Below are 19027 nucleotides of genomic sequence, written 5' to 3' on the forward strand. Positions count from 1 at the left end.
GCCCCGGCATTAAACCGGGGCTTAGTCATGATTAGATCGCGATTGCCTGACCCAGATGCCTCAGATAATCGACAACACTCCGATTGTGAAAATCAATCATAATCAAGGTTTTCTTGATAGCAGCGCGTTCTGTTTCAGGTGCGGATTTAATCGCATCCACGATCACGCCAACCGGCATGTAATTGGGGCCTGACGGGCCTTTAACGGTCAAACCCTGTTCCAGATCAATGCCCTTTTCTTCCAAAAGGGTATCCAGCCATTTATTGAATGTCATTTTCTTCTCCATGCGAGGCGGGCGCTATGCCCTGTTGACGGGTTTATATGTACCCTCACCCGGTCACACGGTCAAGCTATTTGTATTATATTTTCATACTAATTTGCTTATGTTGTATTATTTTTTAATACATTAAACTAATGCCGATTGCCAACGCTTCAAAATCTCGCGGCGAATTTCCAAAACATCGTCCCGCAAATAGGCGTCAGCCACATGGGATAATTGCCTGTCTAACACCTCGTCCGCATACCCCTGCCGTTGCCCCCATGACCCAAAACAGGCTCGGAACCCGTGAACCGTTGCACGGGGTGCAGCGCGGCCAAGTTCGTGACACTCGTATCCAAAAACCAAATCGCGCAAAGTTTGATCTGAAACAGGCTTCGTGCCAGACCGGCCCGGAAACAAAAGGCCGCTGGTCCGCGTCCCGATTGCTTCGCCCGCAATCTCGATAGCTCGCGGGCTTAATGGAATACGGTGCAAGATACCTTTTTTCATGCGAGCCGGATCAATCGCCCAGATTGCCGCGTCAAGGTCGATTTCTTCAACCATGGCCGCACGTGCTTCCGTGCTTCGGGTGGTCGTCAGGATCAGCCATTCCAGACATTGGGCAGCCATCGTGTCGCGCGCGCGCAAATAGCCCATCAGGGCTGGCATGTGATCAAGCTCCAAAGCGCCGTGATGTTCTGACCGGTAGCTTTTGCGCCCTTTGACCGCAGCACCTGGAATATGGAATTTCACAATCGACCAGTCAGCCGCATTTGTATTTGTCAGCCCAAGAGCTCGGGCGGCCTCCAAGACAATCGCCAGCTTGCCCCTGACATCCCGCATCATGGCGGGGCGGTCTGTGAGGCTCGTTAAAACTTCCGCGACGTGATGGGGCCTGATTTGCTCCACCCGCAGATGACCGAGTGGTTTAAGATACTTGCCTAATACTAACCGCCACATCTCTACCCCTTTAGTCGATGACAAGCCGGGGCGATGATGATTATCGAAATACCATTCAGCAAATTTATGGAATTTAGTCGGTGCGTCTGGGGTTCGAATGCGCGCTAGTTTTCTTTCTAATTTAGCGACTATGGCTGGAACCTGCGCACGAGCCACGGCCAAAGTGGTTTCCGGGTATCTACCCAAGGCGCGCTCCCGGTTCTTGCCGTCCATGTGCTTGATAACCACCCAGCGGGCTGCACCCGATGGGGCTGCGCGCAAATAGAGGTTTTCCCCTGCCCCGGCGATAACCTGCTTACCGGTCTCCCCGGCCCGCTTGATCACGGCCTTTATGGTTCGGCCGTCTGTTATAGCTACCTTGCCCCTCACCTCAAATAACCATCATCTATTATCTATCTTCTATTGTTTGTTACCTATTAATTGAAACCGGGTGCTTTATGTGTCAACCGATTGTGTCGCCAACCCAACCTTGCTGGGCTTCTTGTGTCAACCAGCGCGCACCTGCCCGCCACCCCTGACCGGCGAATTGCAGAAATAGTCCGGCAGACTTCTGCGACAGTGGAGCGGTGCGAGCTGTCAACCAACCGGCTTATGTGTCCACTCAAACCAAAATCCCGACAACTGGGATTTTTCTGCGCAGGCCACGCACCCGCAAGAGGCCGGGGGGCGGGGGAAGGACCCGTGAAAGGACGCGCACGATTTTCATTCATTCAAAAATTTTCCGGTTCGCACGAAATTTTTTTCGTCAAAATTCCTAGTGTCAACCACGCAAAAAGCTACTTTGCTTTGTCAACCACCGCACCCAAGTCGGACCCTACGGCTTGCCTGATCTTCCTACGGATTTGTTGCAAGCAATTGATTTTTGGTGTCAAATATTGAAACAGATAATTACCAGTATAATTCCTGTTCTATCACACACCACTGTCAACCTTCATGAAAGCCTTTGCATACCCTGATTTTTCATGTATTGAATTATCATACAATTGATAGAGGCCAAGACGTGATAGACGCAGGCATAATTGAACGAACGGTTGGGATAACCCGCAAAACGCTGGGGCTTACACTTAATGAAATGAAAGAAGATTTAGCCGCACTAACCGCCTGTGTTGATGATCCAAGCGACCGGGGGCAGATGCGGGCGGCTCTCAACGCCTATGAGGCAGAGCAAAAGGCTTTAGGCATTCGGCCAATGACAGGGGAGGTTTTGCGCGATGCGAGGAAAGAGCTAAAGCTGACAGGCTCCCAGCTTGCGCCACTAATAGGCTTGAAGCCAAGTGCAAGCGTCCGCTCTCATATCAGTCAAATGGAACTCGGCCGCATTCCGATCCAAGCCCATCATGTGCGCTTGATCAGGGCATATCTGTCCGGGTATAGACCTCATGACTGGCCTAAATGACGGGAATTAGTACGTATTCCAATCTATTATCTATTGCCGGTTATTAGATAATAGATATTGTTTAGCAACAGCATTAAGACCACTTATGACGGCCGGGACAAGATGCGCACTTCGTTCACCACGAACAACCATGTTGATAAATTGGAACCGGCGCAATGGGTTAAACAACTTACGATCAAGCACGTTGACGATCCCCTCCCACTCCGCAACCGCCCGACGGGCGGATGCTTCAAGAACGGCTTCCGGGGGCAAGGCAGAACAGCCCCTCCCCAGCGCCATAAATCGCCGCCGGAGATTGCACTGCCCTAGCATAAGCCTGATAGGATCGTTCAATAAATTCAACAGCTGCGACCTGTGAGCCTGTCAGCGTGTGATTATGTGCCGTCATAAACTGACGCAACAGCCGCAAGTTGCTCACGACTTCCGGGTTAGCACCCTGCACATAGCTGCAACCAAACATACGTTGCCGTGCTTTCAAATTATTTGCCCGAACATCACCTTCCACCTGCTTTTGGGCTTCTTTTGAGCGCGATTTTCGGCCAGAAGCCGTGCGCATGCCTTTCGGGGGTTTTCTTTGCCGTAACATCACAATGAACATTCCTAATTTAGCAATTAATTCAAAATATTAACGTTGTGATCCCCGATCATTCGAATGTTTTTTTCAAAATCCGTGATTGTTTTTGACAATGCCGTCTCAAATTCCGTTGCATCTGCACCGCGTATGAATGAATACGTTAGTAGTGACAAAACAAAAAGCACCTCATCACTTTCCGTTTCTTCTGAATTTTTTATAACGGTATATAAATTCCGAGAAAGCGCAGATATTCTTTCAGTGTCCATACCTATTCCCTTTGGTCACTTTATCCGCGTGGATAGTATCCAGCTTCATTAAAGTATAAAGGGTAGTTACCTACCCCCTATTTTTCACGGGTAGGGCTTCCTTGGTTCTTTGTCAGAAAAACATTTACTGAACGGTGTCTTCTCAATCTATCTGACTGTGACCCTTTAAAGACACCGGAACATTCAACGTTACTTGAGTTCCTATGCCTCTTTCACTCTCGATGCTCAATCGGCCCCCTATGGCGGACATCATTCCAATACTGCCAGACAAACCCAACCCCGTATGACTTCCACCTTTAATCGAAAAAAACGGGAGGACTGCTTTGCTTTTAATATCATCATCCATTCCCATCCCATTATCTTTCACGACAATGGGCACCATGTATCTGCCTATGTAAAACCTTCTATACGCTCTGCCCACAATAACTATAATTTCCGGGCTTACTTCGTCTCTCGTCGCATCTAATGCGTTCTGGACTACCTCAAGAATAACAGCTTTCAATACGTCTACATTTACATAAAAGTGTGTTATGTTAGTCTCTGTTTTTATAATAACATCTCGCTTTGGGATGCTCTCCAACACATCCATAAGCAAACCCGTACTATATTCGGGCTGATAACTAGTCATCTTCAATAGAGCTGCATTTATCTTTTCCAACTCACCTATGGTATTCAGTGCATCATCCTGCACACATCCGGCGCTCGATGGCTGGCCATCGAAAAATAACCGCAAGCCTGCAATGCGCGTGCGTGTCATATGGACAAATAACGAAACAAAATCCCGTATTCTTTTATTGTGATTTAGGACTAAAACATACCTCTGATATATCAATATGTAAAATACATATAAAAGTATTATTGTTACAACAAATACCCCTACTTTAATCTTATAGTTTGCACGCGTATTTGCTTCTATCTGTATTTCCTGTCGATTTTCAACAGAGATAGAGGAAAGTCTATTTAAATATTTAAGCGTCTTTTCTATTTCTGAATAAACTCTCTCCGAGGTGGCACGTGTCTTCCCCGGATTAACCCATATCTCTGCGCTTCTCTCTATCTCTTGCAAATGCTTTATATCGGCTGGTTCAAAATAGTCGGATAGATATCCAAGGCTATTCATCTGCCTAATGCTAGCGATAAAAAACTGCGCTTCTCGTTCAAATCTCTCATCAAACGACATTCCAATATTGCTATACAAGACATGGATCAATCGTTCTTTTATTTGCGCAATTCTCCATTGTATCTCGATATTTCTATTCAAATAAAAAGACATATTTCGTCTATCGTATTCGGATGTAATCAATATTAATACTAGCAAACCAAAAAGAAACGCGCCAATAACGCCAAATATTAACTGGCTATTTTCTCGCAATTTTTTCATTTCTTGCTATGTGCTATTGCCGATACATGAAATACCCAAATTGCATTCCTCATATTCAGGTAATATTCCGGCAGTTCTTTGAGCGGCCACACCAAAAATATCGGGCCATTTTCTGGAATGGTTATTGGTCTAAATAACTGCCCATCTGCACAAGCTTCAGTAATGTAATCTTGCGGTTCACAATTCCGCTCCACCGCCAATATTGGTGCGTATTGTGAAATTTCTGACCTTTTCACACCTGAGATAAAGCCGTTATGCGCAGATATCTCGATATCATCCCCGCCAGTATTGTTATGCCGTAACAACAAATCTCCAAGAAACGGGCCTCGATATAATATCTCTTGGTTATTCGACCAAGGCGTTATAGTTTCTATGGTATTCTGTTCATATTCATTCTTTAGGTCTTCTAATGTATATTTTCTTACAACGTCTCCTTCTTCGTTAAATATTTCCATATTTTCAAAGGAACCGCCCGCTATTGCGGGCATGGGAATATTCAACAAGGCAGTAAATATAGAAAACAGCAGTACAATACTTTTATTAAACATCTTGACTCTCCCTATCGTAAGAAATACACAAATTACTAGAGTATTTTTTGTTTATTCTAAAGCCTTTACCATTTATATGGTTATTTATCGATCCTATTCCTGTGTGGCCGTATATTTGCGGATGTAATTCCACACAAATGCGTTCTATCCCGAGCAATTTCGCATCTTCAAGAATTTCCTTTTCCGCCCCCTCTATATCCATTACTAAGCAGTTTATCGAATTATCACGTATAAAATCGTCTATATTTCGAGTTTTTATCTTAATTACTTCCTCATATGGGCCTTGTTCCTTATACAAGGACGACATCCAAAACTCTTGCCGGATATAGAAATCCATTTCTCCATGGGCTTTTGCAGAAAAGGCCCCGATATTCAACGAGGCGACATTGTTGTTGTTGATGGTTGCTGTTCTCTTGAGTAATTCGATAAGAGCCGGATTTGCATCAAAGCTCCATACTTTAACGTCTTCTATCTGGCTCAAAATCGTTGTAATAAAACCCATACCGGCACCGATTTCCAGAATACGATCACCGGGCTTTACAAGATTTTTCACACAATAGGCTTCATCAGACTCATACGTTTTATTGAGCAAGGCATCGACTATTTTTCCGGCAACTTCATTTTCGTCAAGGTGCAATTTCACATCTTCTAAATTTACATGGAGCATCGTCCGCTTCCTATTAAGCGTGTGTTCTAATCTTCTTTGAAGCATTCTTGTAATGCTTACAAACCGTGTCCGTAGAAATATTATGTAGGTCTGCGTATTGTTGGTATTTATCGACAATACGTTCTGTTCTTCGCCGTGATTTTACAAAATTATAAATACTCTGCTCACGGTCTGTAAGAAATGAATAATATTCCTCGTGTTCTTGAGATATATTTTTTGTATATTTGTTACCTTCACCTTTTGTTATTATTTCCTCTATCTGTCGGCTATCTAATCCTATTTTTGAAAGATATAATTCTGTTCCAGTTCCCAATAAATTTTCCTTTTCCTGAAAATCATAGGAGCCGGTAATTACGACTTGAACCGCCGACGGGAATGCTTCACTTGCTGACAGAACTACATGCTGCCTATCTGTACGTGATAGCGGATTAAAACCGGGCAGTCCCGGATCAATAAAAACAAAATCGAAATCCTCCCCTTCAAGTTCAAGTGCCGCGCAAAGTGTAGAGACACCGACAACATAGCTCTTTTCGCGCAATCTTGTGATGATCCCAATAATTGCCTTTCGCATAAGGTCATGATCTTCAACGACTAATACTCTCAGCATCGAAACCACCACATTTACTAATTCATTGCGCAGGAACTATTTATAAGACCAAACAGCGTCTTATCTAAACGCAGTTCTCCACGCTCGGCCGCCGCCATCATACCCCTGAAATACCCCCCCGGACTGCTGATATTTGCTCCGCGCAAAAACTTCTCCGCTATGATCGCCGCGCAAAGTGCTGCCACATGATCCCCATGGTTTGCCGCACCCAATCTGTAGGCCGACGGTGAAAGACCTATACCGGCCCTGATCGTATCGGCCGCCATGAGAAGGTCAGACCATCGGTCAAGTTCAATATTGAAATTTGGACGTGTTTGGCACAACGCAGTGCGAACCAACTGGAAATTAATCCCACTTACAGAGGTCTTACCGCGTTCGTCTCTCGATAGGGGTATTTGCTCTTGCTCGGATGAGCCGCCGCCGCAAGGCTCCTTTTCAAGAGCCATTTCATTGCCGGAGGCAATGTTAGAGCTATTTCTGATGTCTTGCGCGTTAGCGCAAGTCCGCTCACTACTAGATACGTGTGTTTCTGGGTTTGTAGGATGTAAATGGGTGTCAGTTTTGTCACCCGACCATGACATTTTCTGTCCTTTATGAAGAGCTTGGTCTACCTCAGTCCACGCACCTTCAAGCAAAATGGATAGCGCTTCTGCCTTAGTTGCACGATCCGCAGCCATATCCTTGATGGCAAGAGCGTCTGCTTCTATGCGCGTGAAATCTACGCCCCCGTTTTCCGCCTGTATCCGCAGGTCTTCAAGGCTTCTCAAGGCTTGTTCAACTGCCCGCTTTGCAGCCCTATCACTTGCAAGCTTGGCTCGGTGCTCCTGTGCCAAGACCCTTAATTCATCCAAACGCTGACGGGCAGGGGCAAAAGATAGCCCATAAACTTCCTGACCATTTTTAGATCGAAAACGGCGGCCTGTCGGGCTATCCCGATAAGCAAGTATACCAGCTTCTACCAGACCTTTTAAAAGTCGGGATACAGTGCGCTCTGAACAAGCCAGCGCATTGGCTAGATAAGCGTTCGATAAAGTTGCAATCGGTTCGCGGTCATCGACCCAATCGCCAGATCGGGTTGCGCCCAAAAGCAGATCAAGAGCTTGGTAGCGCCCTCGTGTGATGTGAAGGGCCGGGCAGGCTGATTTGATAACTCGGGCCGCTTCCGTTTTCGTGGTGTTGGCTTGGCACTTTTGCGCAGCCAGCGCCTGAGAAGCGACTATTTGTTGATTTATAGTTCTAAATTTAGCGGCGATAGACATAAGACTCCCCTCGTCCGGGAGCTTCTTCCGCTTGACTTTCAATCCATTTTCAGGGAAATTGATCTTGTCTAATTGCGAAAGACGCTCGACCCGACGCCTAGTTGGTTGGACGTTTAGTGTGTTTGTTGGAACCACCTTTTTGCTGGGACTGTTAGACACAAGCGCCAGCTGGTAACTGGCGCATCTTTTTCAGAAAATCTGAACTCTTCTACTTTGTTGGGCGGCAACCCGGCAAAGTAGAAGGTTCAGTGATTCTCATCTGGAATAGTGTGCGCATGGTGCGGTAGCCTGTCAAATACGCTTTTGTGCATATTTTGTGGTCTTATTTGATCTGCCGTACGCTCGGACGCGATATGTTCACTGTACGGGGTCCGTAGACTTTCGATATAAGGTAAGGAAATAGACCAGCCCCTGATTTCATAAATCTCTGCACGGATACCTGTAGCCGAAACAAATCGATAGCCGGTGCACTTAGCCTCCGGCCCTCTATTACAAGCATTAGTCATATAACCCTCACAACCAGAGCGCCCCATACAGATGATCTCTATAATATACGCTTTAGGTTTATCAGATGGAATTTTTGCGATCTATAGCGCATAATGTCAAGACATTTGTGTATTTACACCATTTCTTTAGAAGATAGATTTATTGGCACTATAGCGTGACAGCTATTCGTCCATTAGAGGGATTTTCATGATTAAAGAAGAGGCTGGGTGGCGCGACCGGTTGCGGGACGCTGTTCGCACGGACGGTCGCCCATTGTACAGGCTATCCGAAGAAATGGGCCGTGCGAACACCTACGTCAGCCAAGTGCTAAAGAATGAAAAAACTCCAAGCGTAGAAAATCTAATCCAACTCTGTAACGTTCTGAACGTTGATCCCGCTTATATTCTTTCGGGCGTAACTCTTAGCAAGAAAGGCCAGCGAATTTCTGACCGATGGCAAAAGCTTCGCCCAATGGACCGAGACATGATTGAGGAACTACTGATACGCCTCAGTGTTGACAGCATCCAACATGACGATGCAGATAACGATGATACTAAATAAACAGATATCAAACATCTATTGACAGATACCTAATAACAAACTACTGTCACCTAACTACTGTTATTAAGGGGTGCGGTATGGGATTTGTTTTTTCCGTTTTACAAAATAAGGGCGGGGCTGGAAAATCCACCCTTGTCATAGCGTTAGCCGGATTGTTGGCAAAGGAACCGGGGGCGCGTGTCATCATCGTAGACACAGACAAGCAGGAAAGCGCCGCCAAGTGGGCAGCCGTCGATATGCCGGGCAGGGGGCATATCGACTATGTGACTGAACTGGCTGAAACCGATATCACCGACCTGTTACGCCAACTTAGAGCCGAATACGATTACATCATCGTAGACACAGCCGGGTTTGACAGTCGGATGGCGGGGTTTGTCATGGGGGGCAGTCAATTGTGCCTGATCCCGGTCAAGGCTACCGTCCCCGATGCCCAAGGGGCAATTGCCACGGCCAAGAGTGTCACAGCCACAGCCAACATGATCCGCCAACACATTCCAACCCTTGGGGTGCGGATGGATTTCGACCCAAAAACCCGTGCGACCGCTGCCATCAATGACCAATTGGCTTCATATGAAAAGCTGGAATTTGCTGACACAACCCTATGGCATGCTACCGGCTTTAAAGACGCCATGAACACAGGTGAAGCCGTCACCGGCCGGGCCAAGGGACTAACACAAAGCCTTTTGGTGGAACTCAGAAACAAAAAGCTCCTGCCTCTGCCCGGCGAATCCAGCCGCGCCGCATAAGGAATACACTATGGCACCTTACAAGAAAAAACCGCGCTCTATCCTGCCCGATGACGATGCCAACACACCAGCGGCCATCCCGACAGGGCCGTACCAAGAAGGAACGGTGACTGATAAGGCGGCTGCCATATCCGGTATGGTTGTAGGAAAGGCTTCCGAGCATCTGGCATGGGTGGACAGTTTCAGGAAGGCCGACCGGGTGCAAATGTCGTTTACGGCCGTACCCGAACCGATCCGCGATATGTTCCGGGCGCGGGCAACAGAAATGGGGTTGGACCTGAAAGGCTATCTCTATCATCTCTTGCGCCAAGATGGTCACCCGCTGCCCAGCCAGAAAGAGCTTGACGGCCGGTTCCGCTGAGCTTCACCAAAACACCCGCTTAAAACAAAAAAAAGACCCGCCCCCGGATGAACCGGGGGCGGGTTTATTTGATTGTAGTGGGGGTCCATTAGGGCTCAGTGATAAATCGTACGCTAGGCGATTTCAGCTTCCATCTTGCGCCAGATGTACTGTCCGATAAGCAGGATGTGTTCCCACCCGAGCGTAGTGCAGGCCAGAAACAGGGGGTATGTCAGTCCGATACGGCTCGGCGCGTTGGATTGAAAGCGCTACGAGTAGCTGTCCAAACAAGGGTCAAGGTGAATAGTAACCAAGACCACTTCCGGCTGTTGCCTCTTGCTCGCAATGCCCTTCGGAACTCGCTCGATGCAAAATCCACATCTCGTCCACGACGCAAGAACACATCATGGACGGCGGCTGCAGGTAGTACACTGCGGTCATGTGGGTCTTGTGCCCATTCCAACCACCACGGAACAGAAATATCGAAAGGCGTTCCTGCCGGGATGATTTCAGTGTGGCCAGAGCCTTTCCAGCCAATATCCCAATAGAGCGGTTTGGTCAGAACATAGGCTTTGCGCGTGCCCTGCACATGCTCGAAATGCTCGAATGTCGAAAAGCTGGACATGGATCAAGCCGCCGAGAGCCACTTCGTTAGAGCCGCCGCCGCTTCCGCCTCAGAGGCTTCGAGGATAGCGGCCACCTCTTCTGCGGTGTCTGCCGCTTTTATGGCTGCATCGGTTCGCTCTTTCAGATCATCCGCTTGACCAATCAGATCATCGAAGGTTTCCGCCTTCTTTAGTATCAAATTGGCAAAAGCATCAAAGGCCATATCGCGGCGGTCCGCGCCACCTTCAATGATCCGCGTCTGTTTTTCGCTGGCTGTTCCTTCCAGATACTTTTCAGCGGCCAATGCCTTTCGCGGCCAAGAGTGCATCTCTTCATCGCTGGCATTACCTGAAAGTCTGCGAAGTGTTTCTGCATGACGCTGTTTTACAGCCTTCACAGCTTCGGATTTGACCTCATCAAGGGGGCGGACAGGTACAGGCGGCGGCGCAAAACTACCGTCTGGCTGCTGGATGTAGCCGAGGGAAACTCCGTCCGGGACGGAATGCGCGTTTTCCCGGTCCGCAAGGCCCTGCAGAACCTGACACCAAGCGATCACTACGCCGTCTTGGTCAACATTAACAAAGCCTGTCATGCCTGTCGCTCCCTCAAATTAATCCAAGACGAGCCCTTTTCGTCATACAGTCCGGTCCCTCCTGAAACGGTACGATTAATGTAAACTGTCTTTGTCCCGGTGTCCGACGACTGAGCCATAAGGCGGTAAGTGTTACTGCCTGCGGTAGGCGAGGTGTCGATAAAGCCTGCCAAGCTTCTATGGTCCGGCGTGCTGTTATTGTCGGGGTCATAGGTAGGTGTAAAAAGTCCATTCGCACCGGGGGCACCTCCGCCAGTACCGCGCAACAAGTCGGTGCCGTTTCGCGTCAGCCACAATACTACGTTATGGTTACACTCGAAAAACATTGACAGGTCAATTTGAACGTGGTTCCCGGCCTTCACGTTATCAATCGTTGTCGTAAACAACGCAATTTCAATACCTGACGTTGCTGTCCAAGCAGGCGCGGTATATGTCGCTTGCGTACTGAATTGGTTCACCACACGGTTTTTCGCGACACGTTCCAGCTCGCCCGCCTTCGACACAACCGCATTGAGCGATGCAACATAGGCCAGCGCTTGGACGACTTCAGGAGCATCAACCGTATCTGCTGCCTTGATGTACCAATCGACTGTGAGGGATTTGACGCGGGTCTCTGAGGCTGTACGAACGCCGGGGACCGCTGATGCAGGTCCTGTCAGAGGGTGAGTTTCATTACCTTCTGCCGCATTACCCTGAGGCAATTCTTGACTTTCACCAGTTTCGGCGACTGTACGACCGGAACCGAATGTGCGGACAGAAGTGCGCGCGGTTCCATCAGACACATTGGAGGCGTAAGCGTCTTCGTGCGGGTGGTCTTGGAACGCATCTTCAAGCACCGTTCCGGCAGCACCTGCCAAGGGACCTGCCCCGCGCAAAACCCGATCATCAGGATCAGGCAGCACGCCATCCGGGTATTTCAGCGCCAGTTTTTTGTAGATCGTGACATCAAAGGTCGCACCATTCCCAAGCTTCAGCCAGCCGGGACCAAAACCAGTGCCAGAAGGGTCCCCCAGTATCCCGCCAACCGGCACCCCGTCACCAGACCCGATATCCACCCACGCGCCGCCGTCGCCCCGCGTTGGGTCAAAATATTGCGGCTTGCCACCCTCCGGGGCCATGCGAGTCTCGACAGCCCGCTTGGACTGATGCTCCATCACGGTTGCTGCAAAGTTCGGATCATCCCCAAGCGCATTGGCGAGCTCCTGAATGGTATCCAGCAACTCCGGCGCATTGCCTCCGAGCAGCTGCTCCAATTGAGACGCCAATTGCGCAAGAGCCATTTCCAGCGTCTTAGTACCGTGCTTCACGTCCTTACTGGTTAAGGCGTCATTCTTCCATGCCTGACCATCATGACGCAGAACTTCACCAGCCTTTGGCGCGGTTACAGTCACACTGCCATTGTCGCCCAGATCGCGGGTGCCAACCGATGCAATGGCTTCCTTTGCCTCTGAAATATGCTGATCAACATCGGTAATGGTTTTCTTGATCCGGCGGATATCATCCAGTGCGTCATTATTTTCATCCGGTAGGAGCAACCCCAAATTCGGGGTCTTGTTGTCTATGATGGCCATAAAAAAAACGGCCCTTCGGCCGCCCTCCTAGCTTGGTGTTTCTTGAAGAATGTCGGGTGTTGTTTCAGGGGGTGAGCGCAAAAGTGCCAGTCGCCCCCGGTAAACCGCCGCACAATCAGCGCGGGCCTTCATTTCGTGGATTGCTGCCGCCCATATTCGACCGACAATTTCCAGATGTTCCGGGTTTTCCGCCCGCCAACATTCAAAGGTGAAATCAGCAACAAACATTTGATAACTAATATCTGTTGCCTGTTTATAGTCATCCCTCAACATATGGGGCTGACCAGCCATACTTGCTTTTCCCGGCCGTTTTCTTTGCTCTGCCGGGAACGTTTTCCTGCTTGCCGCTTGATGCCGTGTTACCAGACGTGGGCTTCCCGCCTGATGCACCCTTGTAAAGCTCGCAGGTCAAACCCGTCTCATAGCCGCCCTGTAGGCTATGCGTTGCGGTTTTGATCCGCCAAAGGGTTGGAATGCCCGGATTAAAGCCGGACAGTTCCAAAAGACATTCAGCGCGAATGTCAGGATTTCCCAAAACCTTGACTGAGAAACTTCCCGCACCGCGTGTTTTCTGGTTCAACTCACTGGCAGCGACCGCTTCAGCCGACGCCCGGCTGACCTCTGTTTGGCGTAGGTCGCAAAAGGGAGCTTTGCCCACTTCTACAAAATCCTTAACCCCCGCTGCCCGATCATAAAAATGTGCCCTGTACCCGCCCGGTTCGCGGGCAGTTTCAGTCCCGGAAATTCCGCCCGCCGCGCCACCTTCTTCACGGCCGGAATAATCAAAGGTGAAAGCGCTCTCTCCGCCAATACAATCCTTCGGCTTGATAGTGATGATGTCAAAGGCCGCGCCGTTCACCTCTTGCCCGGTTCCCCGCCGCGCCAAGACCAAGCGCCCATCCATCGGACGGGCGACACCGTCAAACTTCTGGGCCAGTCGGGTCAAAAAGCTCATATCGCTTTCTGAAAACTGATCTTGGTGAGGAATTTCAATTGCGCCAAGTTCCGAGTCTATGACCGGTTCATACCCATGACGAGCCGCCGCCGCTTGCACCATTTCGCCCAAGGTTGAACCATGGTGCGACTGAAATCGCGGGGTGCGATAGCTTTCCACCAGATTGGCAGCATGACATTTAACCGACAATGTGCCGTAACTCAGGCTCGCGCTATCGATAATATAGCGCCCCATATCCCTTAATTGTCCTATCCCGTCACTAAGAAGGCAGGATAACTCAACTCCAATGGGGGGCAGGGGAAAGGGGCTGACACCTTCTGGGCGGGCGTCAACCTCGAATGAAAGAGCGTCTGACTTATCTTCCGCTTCATCCGTCACCTCCAAGGACAAAAGCCGCTGGTCCAGATCATAGGGCAGATCAATCCCGCCCCGGCGCAATCGGGCATATGGTTTCATGCGGGTTACCTTCGGTTTTCTGCCTATCCCCAGACACGCAAGGGCCGGGTAACCTGTTCTTTTGATGTATCCGGCAAAGTGATTTTCAGGCCAGCGGGTAGAACGATATCTTCAAGAGCCAAGAAAGCGTTCAGTTTGTAGGTTTCATCTGTGGCGTGGCTTACATCCACATCCGGCAATTGATCGGCGCAAATAGCGTCGACCATGTCGCCCGCCTTGGTTTCATAGTCAGCCATAGCTTTCCAACTCCACGTCAAATTCAATCTTTCGGGGTCGGCCATCGGGATAAAAATAAGTGGCCGTTTCAGAAAGGCGGGTAATGACGACCTGACCCCAATTTCGCCCGCTTCCATCTGCAAGCAACATCGGAAGACCTTTACCCGCCGCCGCCGCCATAACGGCAATCTGATCAGCGCCGCCATGGCGCGTGTAAATCACGCCAGACAAGGTAATGACCTGCGGGGCCTCGGTGACATATTGCTGAGCCGTTTTGCCTCCAAGCCGCCCCTTTTTGGCATATTCAAAAGACCATTGCCGGGCCGCTTGCTGATAAGGCCGCTCCGCCATACCAAAGCGAAACGGGCCAAGGCCCATCATGACCCGGCGGTCAATTTCTGCCATGCCGCGCCTCCATTTTCTGTACTGGTTTGATAGAGCGGCTAACGCCCCGCTCTAGCAGGCACCGCTTTACCCATCGCGCAGCGATGCCGTCGCGGCCTGCTGCTGTTTACGCAAGGGGCCGGTCGCCGCCTGTCCGGCGCGTGCGCCAAAGGCCATCGGATCAACGCCCGGCGGGGACGTGACATGCACAGAAAGCGAGCCTATCGAACTATCAATCTTGTTGTGGTGGACTGATTTACGCGCTTCGGCACCAACCTCGTGAGCCGCAGAAATCCGGGCTGCAACACTGGATTTTCGATTGTCATTCTGTGCAATCGGCGGCGGGGTCTGGGGTGCGCTGGTCAGGCCCAATTTTTCGCCCAACCACCCCAGATCAATCAATGATCTAAGACCCGCCATTTTCTCTTCAAGCCAGCTGGTCAATTCATTCCAGCCTGACGCCAACCCGTCCAGAATACCGTTCACCATATCACGGCCAAGAGCCGCCATCTCTTCGTAAAAGCGGCCTGCCAGCGCACCCAGTTCAGCCAGCCAGCCGTTCACAACATCAACAGGCGAAAATTCCAGCCATTTTTCTGACAAATGATCCAAGGATTTGATGATCAAGGTTAGCGGATTAAACTGGTTCCAGACTTCCCAGACCCCCGTCACCCAACCCTTATCGAAGGCGGCGGCAATCTTCTGCCAAGCTCCCTCCCACCAGCTGACCAATTCCGACCAATTATCCATGATCAAAAGGGCGGCTCCGGCTATCCCCGCGATGATCAGCCCAACGGGGTTAAACAGCATAATCAAGGCCACCTTAAGCAGTGCTGCCCCAACTGACAGGATAGATGCGACCAAGGGGCCGAGCGTGATGGCCCCAAGCGCGCCAATCGCCAATTCAAGATTGCTGACCGGGCCGGTCACGGTCTCAATTGCCGATTTGATCTTTCCGAACGTTTCGCCAACGTCTGAAATTATTTGTTTCAAGTCTTTCAAATGACCCGGCAAATCCTTGGCAAAATTTTCGGCCCACGCTCTAATCAGTTCCTTGTTATTGGCGACCAATTCATTGAACTTGTTTATCAGATCGGTCACAACCGGAGCCAGAGAGGCCCCAATACTGTTGGAAAGACCTTCAAAGACAACGCCCAAATTGGTCATTGCGTCGGTCAGGTTTTCTCCGTTGGCCGCATCTTCCGCGCTGATAACAGCGCCAAGGTGAAAGGCTTCGGCTTTCAGTTTCTCGATAGCTTCCGGGCCAGCCTCGCCAAAAAGGGCCATCCGCTGACCTGATCGGCCAAACATAGCGGTTGCGGCGGCCGCTCGCTTGCTTTCATCCTTGATCTCAGAAAGGGCTTCCAGTGCCATTTCAAAGGCTTTGGTCGGGTCATTTTCAGCGACCATGCGCTTTGCAAGTTCCGGTCCGACCTTCTTTAAAAAGGCGTACATCGGCCCAGACCCCGATTTCATTTCCCCCAATCGCTTGGAAAAGGTCATGGCAGACGTATCAAACGACGCCTTGTCTACGCCCGACCGATCACCGGCATATCGCAAGGCTTGCAAGGTCTCCACATTCATGCCCGTGGCGCGGCCCATCTTGGCAATCGCATCCCCGGCCCCTGCAAACCCGGTCACCATTTTGGTCGCCGCCGCCGTGGCGGCTATCCCCGCCCCGGCGATGGTCACCCCCAAGGTTTTGACCCGTTTCGTCAAACCACGCACCCGCTCTCCAACCTTGGCAAGGCCGCTGGCGTCGGCAAGGGTTGAAAAAGCCCGCTTGATCTTCTTGATAGGGCGGCTCAAACGGTCCAGTGCCTTCTCAACCCGGCGCATGGGCGCAGTGATCTTGTCGATCAGGCCGACCTTGATTTCGACCTGTCCGTTCTTTTTACTCATGTCGGATAAACCCCTGTTCAGATCGTCCCGGCCTTGGCGCGGGTTGTGATCAATTCATTGGCGCGAAAATACCAAGTGACCCCTTCGCTCAACCCCATGTCATCTGCGACATGAGGCGGCCAGCCATAAGCAACGGCCAATGTCTCGCAGAAGTCGAAATAGGCGGGAACTACTTCGACTTCTTGATAAAACCCTCGATTTTGTCAGAAATCGCGGTAACGTCCGAAACATCCAGTTCCGCTATATCATCGGGGGTCAAGCCGCCTCCAATGGGCGTAGAACAAAGCGCCATGACGAGTTGTTCCACCTGGCTCGTTTCCCCTTTCGTGTTCTCTTGCATTCCCTTGATATCCCGCCATTTAGGGCGACGGATTTCGATTTCCGAAACCTCAGCACCGGAAATGGTGATGGGGTGTTGGAGGTTGATAGTTTCAGTTTGCATGGGTCTTTTCCTTGATTTTCCCGCACATGAAGCGGGCGCTACTCATGAAAAAAGGGGCAGCCAAGCCGCCCCTTGATGTTTATATTTTTGGCCTTCGCCTAAACTGGCTTTAAGTCAGGCATTAGAGGCCGATATGGTTTCGCTCGTCCTCTTTCCAGTCTTCGCCCCAGACCCGGAATATACAGTTCTCAATATCAATGAAGAGCGCTTCCTTGCCGTCCTCAATGATCTCGTAGTGCTCCACCTCTCCGGTGATGGTGGTGCTGTTTTTCGACCCCATGGAAAGGGTGCCCAGATCGTAGGAAGAAAAAGAACCGGTGACCTTGTAAATGATCTGGGTGCCGCCTTTTCCTTGCTGTTTATTCGACGTTCTTAGCACGATGGACGCACCAAGACCGGGGCCGAAGAGGTGTTTCAGAAGCTCGTGCTTGGTGCCGTGAATGGTCAGGGTGATTTGCATGGCTTCCTGTCCAAGGTCTTCCTTCAAGACCCCATCCATGCCCCCGCCCCGCGTTTCTTCCATAACACGGGTGATAACCGGGGGTGTGACTTCATTGACCACCCCCGCATAGCCAATCCCATCAATAGTAAGGGACATATTTCGCTGAATATTCGCACGGGCCATCAAACAAGCTCCTTAATGTATTCATCCGTAATTACGGTGCGGAACGTCATATTTTCGTTCGGATAAACCGGCGTCCATTCGCAATCCAGATAGGTCTTTCCCTGTTCGATCTGGTTGGCCTCGTTCAGATCGGCAGACGGGAAAGCATGGCCGCCCAAAATAGCCTCTTGCGCCTTCAAATAGCGAAAATACTTGTTGCAACCTTCTGCAACGTCTTCCAAGAGGGTCTTGGTAATTGGCCGGTCAATTGCCCACCGGTGCGCATACTCAATGCTCTCAAAGATCATGTCATGAGCACGGACTACAGCCGTGAATTGCCATTTTGGATCATCAGCGCAGCCCCGGTTGCCCCAATAGCGGAAGCCCATATTCCGAATACCGCAGGAAATGTCCTGTGAATTGAGGTAATTGGCCGTGGAGTCATAGCCTGACCCGGCGTAATCGACAGGACGCTCAAAACCCGACACGTTCATGGTCTGGTTAGAATGAGACCACCACCAACCTCGTTCACGATCAAGGGTTGCTCTCAAACCGGCCGCCGCTGAACTCATTGGCTCCGCCGTCAAGATGCCATTTTGCGACACCATGACCTTTTGGTAAATCAACTCGACGCGCTTGGAGTTAAAATTCCGGCGGAAGGCTACAGCTTCGGCCGGGTTAGCTGCATTGGTATCGGCAAAAATAATTGCCCGCAGGCGGTCCGCGATAGAAATCATCTCATTGACAACTTCAACCTTGTGCGAAAAACCGGGTGCAATCAGGATTTTGGGACGCACCCCGTGCAGACTTTCAGACGCCCTAAAGGCATGCACTCCGGTATAGCCTCCCGTATCCGGGTCCAACCCACCAATAATATTTGCCAGCGTTCCGGCCTCGTCGTCCCCTTCGGCCACTCGGACAACAACGACCGTTGTAGCGTCTTGGTCAAAAATCGTATCCAGCGCGCTTGGCAAAGTGCCCCGGTCCCCCAGAAGGGCCGCCGATGCGCGCCGACCGATCATCAAGACCGGTTTATTGAGTGGGAACGCACTTTCATCAGCGTCCGGCGCAACGCCGATCAAACCGATAACACCGGATTTCACTGTCCTGACCGGGCGCGACCCTGTGTCGATTTCGACAATCTCCACACCATGATAAAAGTCTGTCGTCATGGGATTTGCTCCACAAAAAAGGCCCCATAACGGGGCCTTGGATGGTTTCAGTTACAGATATCTATTATCTGTTATTT

24 protein-coding genes are annotated in these 19027 nt (G+C 50.3%); 4 read left to right on the plus strand and 20 right to left on the minus strand.

Features of this window, described 5'->3' with window-relative positions; all coding sequences use genetic code 11:
- Positions 1-31 precede the first annotated feature (31 nt).
- Together TRICHSKD4_RS14620 and TRICHSKD4_RS29400 are read right to left on the minus strand one after the other, a co-directional pair.
- Positions 32-274, minus strand: coding sequence for a hypothetical protein (locus TRICHSKD4_RS14620; protein WP_009467639.1), 243 nt, complete (start codon positions 272-274; stop codon positions 32-34).
- 132 nt (positions 275-406) lie between these two features.
- Positions 407-1543, minus strand: a complete 1137-nt coding sequence (locus tag TRICHSKD4_RS29400; RefSeq protein ID WP_009467640.1) for a site-specific integrase — start codon at positions 1541-1543, stop codon at positions 407-409.
- Between the two features lie 676 nt (positions 1544-2219).
- Between TRICHSKD4_RS29400 and TRICHSKD4_RS14630 the strand changes: the two genes are divergently transcribed.
- The gene (locus TRICHSKD4_RS14630) at positions 2220-2615 is read left to right on the plus strand and encodes a helix-turn-helix transcriptional regulator (RefSeq protein ID WP_009467642.1); all 396 of its coding nucleotides are present in this window, start codon (positions 2220-2222) and stop codon (positions 2613-2615) included.
- Between the two features lie 229 nt (positions 2616-2844).
- Here the strand turns inward: TRICHSKD4_RS14630 and TRICHSKD4_RS14635 are convergent, their stop codons facing one another.
- From TRICHSKD4_RS14635 to repC, 6 genes are all read right to left on the minus strand, one after another.
- Positions 2845-3171, minus strand: coding sequence for a hypothetical protein (locus TRICHSKD4_RS14635; protein WP_139052145.1), 327 nt, complete (start codon positions 3169-3171; stop codon positions 2845-2847).
- 426 nt (positions 3172-3597) lie between these two features.
- Entirely contained in the window at positions 3598-4836 is a 1239-nt protein-coding gene (locus TRICHSKD4_RS14645) for a sensor histidine kinase (protein WP_009467647.1), read from the minus strand.
- The gene (locus tag TRICHSKD4_RS14650; RefSeq protein ID WP_040616949.1) at positions 4833-5384 is read right to left on the minus strand and encodes a hypothetical protein; all 552 of its coding nucleotides are present in this window, start codon (positions 5382-5384) and stop codon (positions 4833-4835) included. Before TRICHSKD4_RS14650 ends, TRICHSKD4_RS14645 begins: the two co-directional genes overlap by 4 nt.
- A complete protein-coding gene (locus tag TRICHSKD4_RS14655) occupies positions 5377-6051 on the minus strand; it encodes an FkbM family methyltransferase (protein ID WP_009467649.1) in 675 nt (224 codons plus the stop codon). Before TRICHSKD4_RS14655 ends, TRICHSKD4_RS14650 begins: the two co-directional genes overlap by 8 nt.
- Before the next feature lie 13 nt (positions 6052-6064).
- Positions 6065-6658 (minus strand): response regulator, encoded by a 594-nt coding sequence (locus TRICHSKD4_RS14660; protein ID WP_040616950.1) that lies wholly within the window; start codon positions 6656-6658, stop codon positions 6065-6067.
- A gap of 17 nt (positions 6659-6675) precedes the next feature.
- A complete protein-coding gene (gene repC, locus TRICHSKD4_RS14665) occupies positions 6676-7917 on the minus strand; it encodes a plasmid replication protein RepC (RefSeq protein ID WP_009467651.1) in 1242 nt (413 codons plus the stop codon).
- A gap of 693 nt (positions 7918-8610) precedes the next feature.
- Here repC and TRICHSKD4_RS14670 point away from each other — a divergent pair.
- The 3 genes from TRICHSKD4_RS14670 (at position 8611) to TRICHSKD4_RS14680 (ending at position 10071) form a co-directional block, all read left to right on the plus strand.
- Positions 8611-8964: a helix-turn-helix domain-containing protein gene (locus TRICHSKD4_RS14670; protein ID WP_040616952.1), complete on the plus strand. Its 354-nt coding sequence runs from the start codon at positions 8611-8613 to the stop codon at positions 8962-8964.
- Positions 8965-9041: 77 nt separating this feature from the next.
- On the plus strand, positions 9042-9710 hold the full coding sequence (locus TRICHSKD4_RS14675; protein WP_009467652.1) for a ParA family protein: 669 nt from the start codon (positions 9042-9044) through the stop codon (positions 9708-9710).
- A gap of 10 nt (positions 9711-9720) precedes the next feature.
- On the plus strand, positions 9721-10071 hold the full coding sequence (locus TRICHSKD4_RS14680) for a hypothetical protein (protein WP_009467653.1): 351 nt from the start codon (positions 9721-9723) through the stop codon (positions 10069-10071).
- A gap of 211 nt (positions 10072-10282) precedes the next feature.
- On the opposite strand, the gene TRICHSKD4_RS14685 is transcribed toward TRICHSKD4_RS14680, so the two are convergent.
- The 12 genes from TRICHSKD4_RS14685 to TRICHSKD4_RS14735 form a co-directional block, all read right to left on the minus strand.
- Positions 10283-10675, minus strand: a complete 393-nt coding sequence (locus tag TRICHSKD4_RS14685; protein WP_009467654.1) for a DUF1353 domain-containing protein — start codon at positions 10673-10675, stop codon at positions 10283-10285.
- A gap of 3 nt (positions 10676-10678) precedes the next feature.
- Positions 10679-11248, minus strand: a complete 570-nt coding sequence (locus tag TRICHSKD4_RS14690; protein ID WP_009467655.1) for a hypothetical protein — start codon at positions 11246-11248, stop codon at positions 10679-10681.
- Positions 11245-12819 (minus strand): hypothetical protein, encoded by a 1575-nt coding sequence (locus tag TRICHSKD4_RS31230; protein ID WP_009467656.1) that lies wholly within the window; start codon positions 12817-12819, stop codon positions 11245-11247. Before TRICHSKD4_RS31230 ends, TRICHSKD4_RS14690 begins: the two co-directional genes overlap by 4 nt.
- 27 nt (positions 12820-12846) lie before the next feature.
- On the minus strand, positions 12847-13110 hold the full coding sequence (locus TRICHSKD4_RS14700) for a hypothetical protein (RefSeq protein ID WP_168157033.1): 264 nt from the start codon (positions 13108-13110) through the stop codon (positions 12847-12849).
- Positions 13079-14230 carry a phage late control D family protein gene (locus TRICHSKD4_RS14705; protein ID WP_009467658.1) on the minus strand — a complete coding sequence of 384 codons (1152 nt, stop codon included), beginning with the start codon at positions 14228-14230 and terminating at the stop codon, positions 13079-13081. The genes TRICHSKD4_RS14700 and TRICHSKD4_RS14705 overlap by 32 nt, the downstream gene beginning before the upstream one ends.
- Before the next feature lie 23 nt (positions 14231-14253).
- Positions 14254-14466 (minus strand): tail protein X, encoded by a 213-nt coding sequence (locus tag TRICHSKD4_RS14710; protein WP_009467659.1) that lies wholly within the window; start codon positions 14464-14466, stop codon positions 14254-14256.
- A complete protein-coding gene (locus TRICHSKD4_RS14715) occupies positions 14459-14851 on the minus strand; it encodes a phage tail protein (RefSeq protein WP_009467660.1) in 393 nt (130 codons plus the stop codon). Before TRICHSKD4_RS14715 ends, TRICHSKD4_RS14710 begins: the two co-directional genes overlap by 8 nt.
- A gap of 66 nt (positions 14852-14917) precedes the next feature.
- Entirely contained in the window at positions 14918-16732 is a 1815-nt protein-coding gene (locus TRICHSKD4_RS14720; RefSeq protein WP_009467661.1) for a hypothetical protein, read from the minus strand.
- A gap of 17 nt (positions 16733-16749) precedes the next feature.
- Positions 16750-16872 carry a GpE family phage tail protein gene (locus TRICHSKD4_RS30295; protein WP_009467662.1) on the minus strand — a complete coding sequence of 41 codons (123 nt, stop codon included), beginning with the start codon at positions 16870-16872 and terminating at the stop codon, positions 16750-16752.
- Between the two features lie 29 nt (positions 16873-16901).
- Positions 16902-17174, minus strand: a complete 273-nt coding sequence (locus tag TRICHSKD4_RS14725; RefSeq protein ID WP_009467663.1) for a phage tail assembly protein — start codon at positions 17172-17174, stop codon at positions 16902-16904.
- 121 nt (positions 17175-17295) lie between these two features.
- A complete protein-coding gene (locus tag TRICHSKD4_RS14730; RefSeq protein ID WP_009467664.1) occupies positions 17296-17799 on the minus strand; it encodes a phage major tail tube protein in 504 nt (167 codons plus the stop codon).
- Entirely contained in the window at positions 17799-18950 is a 1152-nt protein-coding gene (locus tag TRICHSKD4_RS14735) for a phage tail sheath C-terminal domain-containing protein (RefSeq protein ID WP_009467665.1), read from the minus strand. The genes TRICHSKD4_RS14730 and TRICHSKD4_RS14735 overlap by 1 nt, the downstream gene beginning before the upstream one ends.
- Between the last annotated feature and the right edge of the window lie 77 nt (positions 18951-19027).

The organism is Roseibium sp. TrichSKD4, from assembly GCF_000148725.1.
Lineage (GTDB): Bacteria > Pseudomonadota > Alphaproteobacteria > Rhizobiales > Stappiaceae > Roseibium.